The 13,653-nt window shown below is 72.8% G+C and carries 9 protein-coding genes and 1 pseudogene; 3 read left to right on the top strand and 7 right to left on the bottom strand.

Going from position 1 to position 13,653, the window contains the following annotated elements; all coding sequences use genetic code 11:
• Positions 1-11 precede the first annotated feature (11 nt).
• Positions 12-839 (bottom strand): DUF2182 domain-containing protein, encoded by an 828-nt coding sequence (locus ACFY3N_RS08460; RefSeq protein ID WP_390815841.1) that lies wholly within the window; start codon positions 837-839, stop codon positions 12-14.
• 144 nt (positions 840-983) lie between these two features.
• Between ACFY3N_RS08460 and ACFY3N_RS08455 the strand changes: the two are divergent.
• Positions 984-1,085 (top strand): annotated as a pseudogene (locus ACFY3N_RS08455) (VapC toxin family PIN domain ribonuclease); the annotation flags it as partial.
• A gap of 544 nt (positions 1,086-1,629) precedes the next feature.
• Here ACFY3N_RS08455 and ACFY3N_RS08450 read toward each other — a convergent pair.
• The 4 genes from ACFY3N_RS08450 to ACFY3N_RS08435 all read right to left on the bottom strand — a co-directional run bounded on the left by ACFY3N_RS08450 (position 1,630) and on the right by ACFY3N_RS08435 (position 8,472).
• Positions 1,630-2,028, bottom strand: coding sequence for a PIN domain-containing protein (locus ACFY3N_RS08450; protein WP_390815840.1), 399 nt, complete (start codon positions 2,026-2,028; stop codon positions 1,630-1,632).
• Complete coding sequence (locus ACFY3N_RS08445; protein ID WP_390815839.1) at positions 2,025-2,306, bottom strand: hypothetical protein; 282 nt, start codon at positions 2,304-2,306, stop codon at positions 2,025-2,027. The genes ACFY3N_RS08450 and ACFY3N_RS08445 overlap by 4 nt, the downstream gene beginning before the upstream one ends.
• A 540-nt stretch (positions 2,307-2,846) precedes the next feature.
• The gene (locus ACFY3N_RS08440) at positions 2,847-5,936 is read right to left on the bottom strand and encodes an FG-GAP-like repeat-containing protein (protein WP_390815838.1); all 3,090 of its coding nucleotides are present in this window, start codon (positions 5,934-5,936) and stop codon (positions 2,847-2,849) included.
• A 565-nt stretch (positions 5,937-6,501) separates the two neighbouring features.
• A complete protein-coding gene (locus tag ACFY3N_RS08435; protein WP_390815837.1) occupies positions 6,502-8,472 on the bottom strand; it encodes a YncE family protein in 1,971 nt (656 codons plus the stop codon).
• A gap of 363 nt (positions 8,473-8,835) precedes the next feature.
• On the opposite strand from ACFY3N_RS08435, the gene ACFY3N_RS08430 reads away from it, so the two are divergent.
• Positions 8,836-12,120, top strand: a complete 3,285-nt coding sequence (locus ACFY3N_RS08430; protein ID WP_390815836.1) for an FG-GAP-like repeat-containing protein — start codon at positions 8,836-8,838, stop codon at positions 12,118-12,120.
• A 321-nt stretch (positions 12,121-12,441) separates the two neighbouring features.
• Here ACFY3N_RS08430 and ACFY3N_RS08425 read toward each other — a convergent pair whose 3' ends face one another.
• Positions 12,442-12,615, bottom strand: coding sequence for a CsbD family protein (locus ACFY3N_RS08425; RefSeq protein ID WP_351997160.1), 174 nt, complete (start codon positions 12,613-12,615; stop codon positions 12,442-12,444).
• Positions 12,616-12,753: 138 nt separating this feature from the next.
• Here ACFY3N_RS08425 and ACFY3N_RS08420 point away from each other — a divergent pair, with 138 nt between their 5' ends.
• Positions 12,754-12,924, top strand: a complete 171-nt coding sequence (locus ACFY3N_RS08420; protein ID WP_390815835.1) for a hydrophobic protein — start codon at positions 12,754-12,756, stop codon at positions 12,922-12,924.
• A gap of 82 nt (positions 12,925-13,006) precedes the next feature.
• Here ACFY3N_RS08420 and ACFY3N_RS08415 read toward each other — a convergent pair whose 3' ends face one another.
• Positions 13,007-13,576, bottom strand: coding sequence for a DM13 domain-containing protein (locus ACFY3N_RS08415; protein ID WP_390816063.1), 570 nt, complete (start codon positions 13,574-13,576; stop codon positions 13,007-13,009).
• Between the last annotated feature and the right edge of the window lie 77 nt (positions 13,577-13,653).

Raw genomic sequence — 13,653 nt, 5'->3', positions numbered from 1 at the left:
AGAGGCCCGAGTCACATACCGTCCATCGTCGCCCGCAGTCCGGGCAGCAGCCAGTCCTGGAACGGCGCGAGCACGGCGAGTACGAGAAACGCGATGCCAACGCCCCGGGCGAGCAGCGGACCACGGGACCACAGCTTCTCCACGAAGATCACCACGGCCAGCCCGGCCATGGCCGCCACGTTCATCACTCCGAGCGGGAGCAGGACGATCATCAGTCCCACGCAGCAGCCGACGCAGTAGGTGCCGTGGTGGACGCCCACCCGAAGGTCGCGGGCCGGCGACCGGAACCCGGCGTAGCGCACCAGGTGGCTCATGGGGTCGCGGCAGTGCCGCAGACAGACGTTCTTGAGCGGGCCGAGCTGGTACAGGCCCGCGAGCAGGAAGGCCGTGGCGCCGATCCAGCGTCCGGCGGTCGGGTGGCCGTCCACCAGACCTCCGGTGAAGGCCAGGGCCGCGTAGGCGAACAGGCCGAAGGCGGTCCACACCAGCAGATAGCCGCCCACGAACTCGACGGTGCGCACGGTCCGCGTCCAGCCGGAGGACTGCCGGCCGATCCCGCGCACCCACGTGATGGCCACCGGCGCCATGGACGGCAGCATCATGGCCGCCGTCATCGTCAGCCACAGCAGCAGGAACAGCGGCAACGCCATTCCCATCGTGCCGGGCCCGACCCCCGTGCCCCGGGCCTGCCCGATCGTCAACGCCCAGGCGGGCGTGGCGACCAGGACGATCAGGAACCAGGCGGCGGCGAGATCCCGGGCCGGCCGCAATCCTCCGCCCGCTCCGGTCGGCGCGGGCGATCGGGCGGATGCGAGAGCGGAGCTCCGGCTGTGACGCATCGGCATGCACTCCTGCGGCTGGTTCCATGAGAGCACTCATCCCGCTGCGGCGCGACCGCGTACGGTGGCCCCGGCCGGGTACGCCGACGGAAGAGCACGACGCGTAGCGCCATGACGGACTCCCCGCGGTCCCTGCCGCCCGCAGCCGAGGCGCAGGGACCGACCCTCCTCCACCGCGACCGGGACTTCGAATGCACCGCCGCCGTCACGGGCCAGGCGCTCCTCCGGCGCGGACAAGGACCCGGCCCCCGAACCAAGCGGCCGGGCGCCGGCCGTTCCGTGGGAACAGCGGCCGCCGGCCTGAGGTGGCCAACGGGTTCCGGCCGGGAACCGGTGCATGCGCGAAGGTGTTCCCCGGCTGGATCCACGACCGGCTCCGGACGGACGCGGTGTCCGCCCGCACGCGTGCTCCGCTCCCGGCGATCGCGTCCGTGCCCACAGCGTGCCCGTAGGAGCGGACAGTCACGGTCGGCAGCGGTGTGATCCGGCACGCGGACGACCCCGCACCAGCCGCGTATGTCCAGGTCAGAGAGTAGACGGCCTGACAGGCTCCATCGCTTCCCGAGCTGAGGGCGCGAGTTCGATCCTCGTCACCCGCTCCATGAAGAAGGCCCAGGTCATCGACCTGGGCCTTTTGCCGTCCTCGGTTGTCGGTCGTCGCGTGCCGGGTTCGCGCCAGAAGGCTTGTCGGGCGGCTCGTCGGTCGTCGCGGCTCCGGTCTTCCGGGCGGTGGTGTCGAGGCCGGCGGCGGCCGCCCGCGGTGGGCGTCGCTTCCCCAAGGCGCTGCGGCTCAGACCTTCTCCGCACTCAGGCGTGGATGCCCGGCGGTGAGCAGCCCGATGTCTTCCACATCGGAGGTCAGGATCGTCACCCGACCGGGATGCTGCAGGGCGGTCGCGCACAGCATGGCGTCGATGGCGTACTTGTGTCCGTGCAGCCCCGCCGCACGCAGCAGAGCGGCAGCGGACTGCGCGACGGTCTGGGTCACCGGCTCGACACTCAAACGGGACAGGGTCCACTTCAGCGCGGCGTCGTTGATCCTCGGGTGGATCACCTCGACCAGCACGGCAGCCGAGGTGATCACGGGCAGATCCGCGTCGCGAGCCGCCGTCAGCCACTCGTGGATCTCGCGATCACGCTGTACGGCCTTCGCCAGGCCCTCGCTGTCCAGGACCAGGGCACCGGTCACGTGGCCGCCCCGGCGTTCGGGGCGCCGCCGGTCAGCCGGGCGCGCTTGGCCGCCACGGCCTCGGGGTCGGCCGGGCCGTGCACCTTGTCGAAGTCCGCGATCAGCTCGTCCAGGTTGTCCCGCTCGATCTGCCGCTGGGCCGCCTTCTCCAGGTAGGCCGAGACGCCCCGCTTGCCGACCCGCTCACGGATCGCATGCAGGGTTCCGGCGGTCAAGGTGACGGAGATACCGCTGGTGGGACCGTCGCCGGGCAGGAAGTCAACGTCGTCATCAGCCACAACCCCGAGTATGCCATGAGGAATGGCATAGAGGGCGGCGAGTGTGCCGAGGGGCTCCGCTCGCATGACGGAGGAGCCCGGCGCCGGAGACTCACGGGACCGTGCAGCCGCGAAGCCCCTTCAACAGCTGCTCTCCGCACCGGGCGGGCCGTCACGGTCGTCCTCCCAGTGGCGCCGGCCTCCCGGGGTTTCGTGCCTCCGGGTGCCCGCAAGAGCGGAAAACCGCGGTCGACGGCGGTGCGGTCCGACGCGCACGATCACCCCGAGGTCGGGGCATCCGTGCCGGTCAAAGCAATGAAGCCGGCGCGAGCGCCGTCGCCTCCCCAGCCGAGCGCGCGAGTTCGGTTCCCGTCACCCGCTCTTTTTGCGGCCCCGGGTCGGTGACCCGGGGCCGCAAAAAGAGCGGGTGGGGTGTTTCCGCGTCTCACGGGCACTCCCGCGCCACAGGACGAGGCAGGTGGACGCGGGAGGTCCCGTGTGGGAGCGGGAGGCCGTCAGGGAGTGGCCGGGACGCCTTGTGGTGCTCCCGGGGCGTACGGCTCAGAACACGCCCTTGTAGCCCTGCCAGCCGGTGGCGAGTTTGGTGCGGCCGCCGAAGGAGCCCTTGCCGTTGCCGTTGTTGCGGTAGAGGGCACCGGAGGTGTCGCGGGCGACGATGTCGGCCTTCCCGTCGCCGGTGATGTCGCCCACGCCGACGACGACGTTGTACGAGGCTCCCCAGTCGTTGAAGACCTTCACCCGGCTCTTGAACGTGCCCGTCCCGGTGCCGTCGTAGCGCCACAGCTCGTTCGACTTGTCCTGGGCCAGCAGGTCGCCGTGGCCGTCGCCGTTGAGGTCGCCGGCGCCCACGACCTTCTTGTAGCCCGTCCACTTGGACGCGATCTTCGTCCGTGCCGACAGCTTGCCCGTGCTCGTCGCCTTGTAGAGGTAGACGTCCTTGGTGGAGGCCTGGCGTGCGATCAGGTCCGGCCGGCCGTCGCCGCTGACGTCCCCGGGCGAGGTCAGCACGTCGTACTGCGTCCAGCCGCTGGTGCCCAGCGAGGTGTACGCCGTCGACGGGGTCACCGCCGCTCCGCAGGCGGGCCGGTAGGCGCGCAGCGCGCCGCTGCCGTACCGCACGAGAACGTCGTTGCACCGGTCGCCGCTCAGGTCGCCGTACGGCACGAACACCGCGCTCGTCGGCCAGCCGGAGCCCGTTTTCTTGCTGGTCAGGGTGCCGGTGCCGGTGCCGTACTGGTACGTCAGTCCGCCCGAGCCGTTGAGGGTGAGGACCTCGCCGAAGCCGTCCGCGGTGGCGTGGTCCCGTCGGACCGGGGCCGCGCCGGTGACCTTGAGCGTGCCGGTCCTGGTGAGGGCCGCGCCCAGGCCGTCGGCGGGGGCGGCGGTGAGCGTCCAGGTGTAGGCGCCGTTGGCGACGAGCCTGCCGGCCTTGTCCTTGCCGTTCCACGACGCGGAGAGCAGGCCCTGTGCCGTGCCGCCGGACAGCGTGCGCACCGTCGTGCCCGTGGCCTTGTTCCTGAGCGCGAGCGTCCAGGAGGAGACCGGCTTCGACGGCCACCACCTGGGGTTCCAGGGTGTGGCACCGCCCTTGACGTCGGCCGAGCCCGCGACGGAGGAGTCGAGCTGGGACAGTGCCGGGACGGGGACGCCGCCGGACACCAGGTGGGTGTTCTCCCGGGCGTCGACGTACGCGATCAGGCCGGTGTACGGGTCCACGTCCCAGGGCTGCCCGGCCGATGCGGTGCCCACGGTGCGCGTCACGGGGGTGCTGCCACGGACGTCGGTCACCCTCAGCTCGCCGTCCACGACCGCGGCGACGAAGCCGTCACCGAGCTTCATGGTCTGCCAGGTGCCCTGCGTGAGCGTCAGGTTGGTCTTGGTGACGGTGTCGTAGACGCCCTGGCTCTCGTTCAGGCCCAGGCCCGAGCACGTCCACAGCAGCCGGCGTCCCACCGCCTCCAGGGCTTCCAGGTCGCACTTCGGGCCGAAGGACACCGACTCGCCCCTGGTGCCGGTGCGGACGTCGACCGGGATGACGGCGTCCGCGCCGTCCTCCACCCACAGGGTGGTGCCCCACATCGCCCGGCCGTGCTGCGCCGAGGTGAGCACGGTGCCGCCGGTGTCGAGGTCGACCACCCGCGTCTCGGAACCGGTCTCCTCCGTGTACTCGGTGGCCATCGCGGCGTGCCGGCCCCTGGCGTCCCACACACGGACGTAGGAGCGCCGGGAGTCGATCGCCGTGCCGGGCAGCGTGCCCGTCGGCTGGAGGACCCGGGGGACGCGGTCGCCCTCCGTGGACCACTCGTTCCAGATCACCGTACGGCCGTCACCGGTGCCCACGAGGTGGGGCCAGGGGTCGGTGCTGACGCCCCGGTTGGTGCGGGCGCCGACGGTGGGGGTGTCGCCGCCCGTGCCGAGCGTCCGGCTGTACGCGTACGTACGGCCCAGGTCGCGGTCGTGCTCCGTCACGGTGAGCCGGCCGTTGTCCAGGGTGAGCGCCTGCACGGGGTCGGCCACCGGGTCCAGCACGGAGGCGGCGACCTTCCGGACCACGAGGTCGCCGTCGGCGCCCGCGCTGACCAGGTTCACTCCCCAGTCGGCGGTGCCGGCGCCGCTGCCGGGCACCAGGAGACCGCCGTCGGGGGTGGGGACGGCGTAGGACAGGCTCTGCGAGCGGGCCAGCACGGTCTGGGCCGTCGAGCCGTCGGGGGCGAGCGCGTCGACCCGCCAGACGGGCAGGGTGCCGTCCTTGGCGCCGAGGGCGGGGTCGTAGCGGGAGACCAGGATCCGGTCTCCGACCATGCCCAGCAGGTGGGTCGCGTAGTCGTTCTCCAGTGGCACGGTGCGGACGGCCCGGGTCAGGTCGTCGCGGGAGTAGACGGAGACGGTGTCGTTCCCGTCCCAGGACACCAGGTGGGTGGCGGTGAGGACCACCCGCCCGCTGGTGGTGACGGTCGGGTTGTACGGCAGTTCGGTCAGCGTGCCGTCGTCGGCGTCGATCCAGCCGCTGCGGGTCCTCCCGTCGATCCGGTACTGGACCACCATGCCGTGGGCGTCGGCCACGGGCGAGTCACCGGTGCTGAGGGAGGCCTGGGAGAGGCCGTCCGGGGCACCCGTCACCGCGCGGTCGCCCACCGTGCCGTCGCCCTGGAGGTCGAGCAGGTGCCACGTCAGCCGGCCCGACCTCGTTCCGGTCGTCACGACGGTCCGCCCGAGCGTCCCCTGGTAGACGTCGCCGTCCGGGAGCGGGACCGTCGCCGCGGTCCCCCCGGCCGCCATGTCCCGCAGCGTCACGGTCCGCGTGCCGTCGTCATGGCGGGCGACGACGTCCGAGCCCGCGCCGAACTCGGGCATGCCCCAGATGTCGGTGGCCGAGGCGTCCACCACCGTGTCCGCACCGGTGTAGGTGCTCCACACATGGCCGCGCCCGGGTTCGTGGCGCAGGAACCCCGACGGGCCCGCGCTGAACAGATGGGTCTCGGGCTTCAGGGACGTCGACGCCGGGATGACCACCTCGGTGGCCGCGTCCGCGTCCGCGTGCGCGTCGAGGACGAGCGGTCCGAGACCGACGGTCAGGGCGAGCGAGGTGGTGGTGGCGATACCACCGCGTACGAGGGCACTTCTGCCCACTTGGTTCCTCCACGGGAGCGAAAAGCGACGACACTTGCGGGATCAAGACTCGGCAACCGGCGACAAGGTTGTGGCCCGGGGGGAAAGCCGGGCGGACGCCGGTTCCCCGTCGTCCCGGACTCCGGCACGCCGAGGGCCGGCCGGTGGCCGTCGGTCCGTGCGGACACCGGCCCGGTGCCGGGGCGGACCCCGGGTCGGTCGGCCGGTCGGCCGGTCGGCCGGTCTCCGGCCGGAGGCGGGACCGCACGGCTCGGGAGCGGCGTCCGGTGTCCCCGCGGCACGTGCTGCGGCGCGGTCGGCCGTCGTGCCCTCCGCGAGGAGGCCGGCCGGTGAGCGGGCCGGACAGGTCGTCACCGAGGGCCGGCAGGGCGGCCGTGACCACCGTTTCGGCCTCACCCGCGGCGGACTCGTCCAGTGGTGCGCCGGGCCGGCACCTCACGGGCGACGGTCCGGGAGGCCGCGCGTTCCACGGGTGACCGCCGGCCGGGCACCGTTCGGGCGGCGGTCCGCCGTCCGCCGGTACGGCCCGGTGGGGTCCGGGGCGGTACCGGCGGCCGGGAGCCGGCTACTTGGTGAAGGTGAAGTGCTTCCAGGCTCCGTGCGTCGTGGAGTTGACGCTGTCGCCGGAGGAGCCGTTGATGTACGACGAGCGCATGCGGGCGCGGATGCCGGACTCGCCCGGTGCCTCCAGGCGCACGGCCGACGTGCCGTCGGCGCCCAGGGCGAAGTACTCGGGGGTGGAGTCGTGCCAGGCCCCCTGGTAATGGACCTGGAGCTGGAAACGCTGCTTGCGGCCCTTGTGGTGGCTCATGGTGGTGGTGAACACCGGATCCGTCTTCTTGTGGAAGAAGTAGTACGTCGTGGAGCCGATCTTTCCCGTCTTGTAGTGCCTGGAGACGGTGGTGGAGACCTTCACCCGGGCGTACCCCGTGGACTTCACGGTCTTCGGGGCGTAGCGGGCGTCGCCGGCGAAGACCGCGCTGACGGTGGTGTCGCGGGTCATGGCGACGGTCGCCGACAGGTTGCCCTTGGAGTTGACCTCGGCCGTCTTCAGCAGCTTCTTCGGCTTGTCGGAGCCGAAGGGGTCCGCGTAGATCGAGACGGTGCGGTTCTTGTACGTCGTGCCGAGGTGCGCGGTGAAGGTGACCTTCTTGCCGTACGAGTACACCTTGCCGTCGTTGCTCAGGCTCAGCGCGGTCTTCTTGCGCGAGACGTCCACCGCGTCCGAGCCGGAGGCCGGGGCGTGCGTGGCGTCGCCCGCGGAGGAGACCCTGTAGGTGACCTTGCCGCCGGCGGGGGGTGTGTCCGTGAAGGAGAAGCCGCCGTCCGCCTTCGTCGTGACGGCGGGCAGCGCCTTGCCCTTCGGCGACTCGACGTCCGTACGGGTCACCTTCAGGGTGGTCCCGGCGGCGAGGGGTGTCCTGGAGGTCAGCTTGCCGGTGACGGTGAGCTTCTTGGCCCGTTCCGACGTGGCGGGGGCCGACACCTTGAGGGTGGGCAGTTCCTTGGTGGGGTCGGTCAGGGCGCGCAGGGTGTAGGTGCCGTAGCTGTTCACGGAGACGGCGAAGACCCGGCTGGAGTCCGGCGCCCAGGCGAGCGCTCCGTCCACGAGGGTGTCGGCGCCGCTGCTGTTGCCGGTGTTGGGGAAGTCGTACTCCCGCACCGGCACCGGGTCACCGGGCCGGTGGATGTGGACGTCGGGGTCGTACCAGGAGAAGCTGCCGCCCGCGACGCTGCCGTCGGGCGCGACCCGCACGGCGTTCGGGTAGGCCTCGATGGGGTAGCCCGACTGCTCGGTGAGGTCGGTGGCCGAGTAGGCGCCGAGGCCGTAGCCGTACTCCGGGTCGCCCCACGAGGTGAGGACCTGCTTGCCGTCGGGCGTCAGGTCCAGCTGCTTCACGGCGGTGTCCATGTCGCCCTTGACCCGCAGCGCGGCCCCGTCGGCCGAGACGTCGTAGACGGCGAGGTCGCCGCCGTTGCCGGCCACCAGGACGCCCGGGACGGCCGGGTCGGACGCCAGGAACATCCCGAAGGCGCCGGAGAAGCCGGCGTCGCCGCGCTGGGCGAGGCGGACGACGGGTTCGGGGCCGGAGGTGTCCAGCGAGCCGAAGTCCGTGCCGTGGGCGAACCAGATCCGGCCGTCCACCACCTCCAGGTCGCCGGGAGCGACGCCCACCGGGTAACTCGCGCTCTGGGTGTATGTGTTCGTCTCCACCGAGACGATCCGGTTGCCGTTCTTCACGGCCGCGTACACCTGCCCGGAGTCGGCGGACAGCGCCAGGCCGGTCACGCCGGTGAGGCCGGTCAGCGTCGCCTTCACGGTGCCGCTGTAGTCGGTGACGACGATCTTGCCGCCGGTCGGGTCGGAGACGTAGACCCGCCGGTGGTCGCCGTCGACGACGATGTCGCCGAACGACGTCACCGGCAGGTCCTTCGCGGAGTCGGCCGAGGCCGGACCCGCCGCGCCCCCCACCAGAGCCACGGAACCGAGGACGACCGCGAGTGCCGTCGCGGTCGCGATGCTGCGCCTGCGCACAGTGATGAGCCCCCCAGGGAAGAAGCCCGGTGGTCGCCGGGCGGAAAGGAACAGGCCGCGCGTTCCCCCTCACCCGGACGACGGGTGTCGGACGCTGCCGGAGACGCAGCGTAGGGCATACGAGTGACATGTGAGGACCGTATTACCGCCCATCGACGAGCGGGGCGATGGAGATGCCGTGCCGTGGATGCCGCGCCCGCCCGGTAGGGGTGCGGCACGTCCCCGGGCGGAAAATCGCGCGGCCGGTCATGAGCATGCTGTTAGGCTCCCCCTCACTCGCGTGGGGGGAGCGGTCGGGGGGCCGGGGAGTACCAGGGCGTCGCCCTACGTCCCGCCATGCCTTCTTCTTGCCTTCCAGGAGGAATGGTGGTCCGACTCGGCCGACACGGTCGCAGACCCGTTCTCGATCCCCGTCCGGCACGCCCCGGTCCGCCGGCGGCACGCGCCGCGGCCGTCCTGGCGACGGCGCTGGCCCTCGGTCTCCCGCTCGCCGCCGTGCCGCACCCGGCGGCAGCCGCGTCGCAGCCGGCCGCCGAGGCCGGGTACGTGCTGCCCGCCGCCCCGCGTGCCGTCCCCCGGGCCACACAGATCCTCAACGCGGGGACCAGCGGCTTCCTCTGGGCCCAGGAGGGCGACGACCGGCTCCTGTGGACCGATTACGCCACCGGGACCACGACCGCGCTGGAGCAGCGGCTGGACGTCCCGGTCCAGTACGACATCGACAGCGGCTACTTCCAGGAGTCCGCCTCCTCCCGGCCCGGCCACTACGGGGGCGGCTCCGACACCGTCGCCCTCTACTCGGAGGAGGACTCCCGGGTCACCCTCCTCCAAGGCGCGGGCGTCTCCGGCGGCACCGCCGTGGTGCCGGTGCCCGAGTACCACACCTACCGGGGCACCTTCGGCTCCACCGTGCTCACCAGCACCAGCGGTGTCAGCGGAAACCCGGACGCCTACCAGCTGTGGCGGGTCCGGGACGGGGGCGGGGTCGGGCGGACGCCCGTGACCGGGCTGCCGGACGGTGCGGGCGACATCGTCGTCGAGGACGGCGACGCCCGCTCCGTCGTCCTGCGCTACGGGGCCGGCGGGGAAGGCTGGGGTCACTGGGGCATCGTCGACCTCGCCACCGGCGTGTTCAGCCCGCTGCCCGACCGGGTCTCCCCCGAGGACGGCTGGGAGGTGACCGGCTTCCGGCTGGGCGCCGACTCGGTGCTGCGGCTGCGCGGCGGGCGCGCCGAGGCCGACCTGTACGACCGCGACGACCTGACCGCGGCGCCCCGCACCTTCGACACCGGCTCCCTGAGCCACCAGGCCACGTACGCGGTCGTCGGCGACGCGCTGCTCGGCGTCGAGCCGGTGTCGCCCGGCGACAACGCGTACCGGGGCCGGCCGCTGTGGGCGCTCACGACCGACGGCACGGACACCGGCCTGACCAAGGTCATGGACCCGGCCGCCCAGGAGATCGTCCAGGCACCGGACGGCTCCGTCCTCGTGGCCGGGGCGCAACGGTACGTCGGGCGGGGCGACCTCGACTGGGGCGTGTACCGCGTGGCCCGGGGCGCCGACGGTTCCCTCACCCGTGACCGGGTGACCGCCGTGCAGCCGATGCCCGCGCGGATCAACGGGCTCTCGCTCGGCAGCGGCATCCTCACCACGGCCGACGACAGCACGCTCTACGAGCCGAACACCGTCATCGGCGCCTACCGCAGCACCTGGTTCACCACGGGCGGCACCCCGGCCGTGACCAGGACCACGGTGGACGGGCTGGTCAGCGGGCGGGACGGCGACTGCACCGGCGGCACCGGCCACTGCATCCGGATGTTCGCCGACGGAACCGGCCACCACGGCCGCCGCGACCCCACCGAGTCGGGCCTGACCATGCTGCGCGCCAACGGCGCCGAGAACTGGGGCCCGGCCCTCGACACGGGCGACTCCGCCCCGCAGCTCAAGGACCTCTCCGGACGGTACGCGGTCGTCGACGGCGCCTCCTCCGGCCGGCAGTACGTCGGCGCGTTCGCCGGCGGCTCGGCGGGCAAGGTCCTGCAGCGGCGGGACCGGGTCGCCGCGGCCGTCTGGGGCAACACGCTGTGGAGCGGCGCGGCCACGGGAGGGAAGGTCACGGCCACCCGGCTCCCGTCCGGCACCCCCGTGGAGTCCTTCACCACCCGCAACGGCTGCACCCCGTCCGACCTCCAGGCCGTGGGCCGCTGGGTGTACTGGGCCTGCGTGGACGCCGGGGGCACCGTGCAGGGTTCGGGCGTCTACGACCGTACGGCCAGGCGCACCGCCACCGCCCCGGCGAGCAGGGTCCTCCTCGGGGGCGGTTATCTCGTCGAGCGCGTCGGCGGCACCCACTCGGGCAGCGGGCTGAGACTCGTCGACCTGCACGACGGGCTGCCGGCCAGCGGTGATCACACGGAACTGCCGAGCCGCAAGCTGGCCGACTGGACCGACCTCGGCCGGGACAGCCTCAGGGTCGGACTGAACTGGACGGTGGACCGCTTCGGCGGCGGCGTCGCCTACGCCGACCGCGAGCAGCGCGTCCACCTCGTGCCGACCGGCGTTCCGGCGTCCGCGCTGTCGGCCGTCGACTCCACGGTCACGTCCGGGGCCGCGAGCTGGTCCGGCACCTGGTGGCTGTCGAAGCCCGCCGCCTCCTGGAAGGTGACCGTCCGCCACAAGGCGTCCGGCGCCACCGTGCGCACCGTGTCCGGTGCCGAGGCCCGCGGTCTGCTCACGGCCGCCTGGGACGGCAAGGACGCCGCGGGCCGCCCGGTCACCAACGGCACCTACACCTGGACGCTCACCGCCCAGCCCGCCGACGGCCGGGGCGCCCCCCTCGGTCTCTCCGGCAGCACCGCGGTGACGGCCGGGGCGGCGACACCGCGCGACCACGCGGGCAAGGACGGGATCGGTGACGTCCTGACCCTCGACTCCTCCGGCACCCTCACCGTCCAGCGCGGCACCGGTACGGGCACGCTGGGCGCCAAGGTCTCCGGCGCCGGCTGGCCCACCACCGCGACGTTCGTGCCGTTCGGCGACCTCGACGGCGACCGCTGCAACGACGTGCTGGTCCGGCTGAGCAGCGGCGCCCTGCGCGCGCACCGCCCGGCCTGCGGCAAGGCGGTGACGCCCACCACGCCGTACACCTCGCTCGGCACCTCCGGCTGGAACCAGTACGACGTGCTGACCGCGCCGGGTGACGTGAGCGGTGACGGCCGCCCGGACCTGATCGCCCGGAACACCTCCACCGGCACGGTCTACCTGTACAAGGGCACCGCCACGGGCAGGCTGTCGGCCCGCGTGAAGCTCTACGACGACTGGAAGACGTACAAGAAGGTCGTCGGGGCCGGTGACCTCGACGGCGACGGCATCGGCGACCTGCTCGCCCAGGACAGGTCGAACAACCTGTACCGGTACGCCGGCACCGGCAAGGGCACGTTCAAGGCCCGCGTGAAGGTCTTCTCGAACTGGGGTGCTTCCTACAACGCCGTCGTCGCGGCCGGTGACATCACCGGTGACGGCAGGACGGACCTCGTCTCGCGCGACACCAGCGGCAACCTGTACCGCAACAGCGGTGACGGCAAGGGGTCGTTCGGCGGCCGCACGAAGATCGCGACGGGCTGGAAGGGGTACCGGGCCGTCGTGTGAGCACCGGCCCGGGGCGTCCGCGGCCGGGCTCCGGTCTTCCGGCCCGGGCCCGGCCGCGGACGGACGCCCCGGCGCCCGGGCCTCGCCGGGCCCTTCGGAGCGGACGGTCACGGCCCCCGGTGGTGCGGTTCCCCGGCCGGGGAGCGCGAGGTCGGCTCCCGTCCCCCGGCCTTCCGCAGCCCTGGGCCGGTGGTCCGGGGCTGTCGCGGGAACAGGTGGCCGAAGGGGCCACGGGCCCCGTCCGAGGCCGTTCCGGGCACAGGGGGAGGGGCTGTTCCCGGGTCGTCCCGGGAACAGCCCCTCCTCTGGGCCACGGCGGCCTCAGTGCTTGAAGGCGTCCTTGGCCTTCTCCTTGGCCTCGCGGGCGTCGCCCGTGCTCTTCCTGGCCTGCCCCTCGGCGGCCATGCGGTCGTTCCCGACGGCGCTTCCCAGAGCCTCCTCGGCCTTGCCCCGGGCCTGCTCGGTCTTCGCCTTGGCCTTCTCACCGGCACTCATGGAACACGCCTCCTCGTAGCGTCCTCGCCACTGTCTCGGTGAAGTCCGCGTGCCCCCACCCTTCCTTCACAAACAAGGCGCCTTCGGTGAATGACGGCGTCGACGCAGGGCAGACGGTGGCGCAGGAGGTCGATAACTATGGTTCCCCTGTTGCTGGTTCTGCTCCTCGCGCTGATCCTCTTCGGCGCGGGATTCGCCGTGAAGATCCTCTGGTGGGTCGCCATCGCCGTCCTGGTGCTCTGGCTGCTCGGCTTCGTCATGCGCTCCACCCCGGCCGGCGGCAACCGTAGTCGCTGGTACCGATGGTGACGCGTCCCGACGTCGCGTCACGCCTTCTGGGGCCCGGCCACCTCGGTGGCCGGGCCCGGCGCGCGACCGCCGGCCGGGCCGGTCAGGCGGGGGCGAGTTCCGCCGCGCCGAAGGAGACGTCGAAGCGGTCGCACCAGATGCTGACGCTGGTGTAGCGGGACGGGTCGACGTCCTCGGGCACGACGTAGTTCTGGCTGCCCTTGTTGCCCTTGAGCCTGCCGAGGCTGACGTACCGGCCGTCGTCGAAGACGTGCCAGCCGGCGCGTCCCTCCTTCACCGGCGCGTCGGTCAGCCACACCCGCAGGTCGGGGCCGTTGCTGGTGTCGAGCCCCTCCAGGCGCACCACATGACTGCCGTCGGCCAGCCGCACGAACTTCACCGTGCCGGACGTCGGGTGCTCGTGGCTGATCAGTTCGCCGCTCGCCAGCGTCGTCGGCCCGGCCGGGGGCGGGGCGGAGGCCGACCCGGACGGCGCCCCGGCGGGCGGCGCCGGGACGGCTGCCGTGGCCCCGGGCAGCGCCTCCCGCACCGTCTCGTCCTGCCACAGCTTCCACGGCTGGAACCAGTACAGCCCGAAGCCGGCCCCGGCGACCACCACCACCAGCGCTCCGGCCGCCCACGGCCTGAACAGCGCGCTCCGCACCCGCCCCATCTCGCTCACCCTCCCGGGAGTCACTCGTCTCCCCTCCATTCAACGGGTGAGCCGGCCGTCCGGGGCCGCTCGGCGCA

Source organism: Streptomyces sp. NPDC000348 (assembly GCF_042898795.1).
In the GTDB taxonomy this organism is placed as follows: Bacteria; Actinomycetota; Actinomycetes; order Streptomycetales; family Streptomycetaceae; genus Streptomyces.
This window is presented reverse-complemented; position numbering and strand designations above follow the sequence as displayed.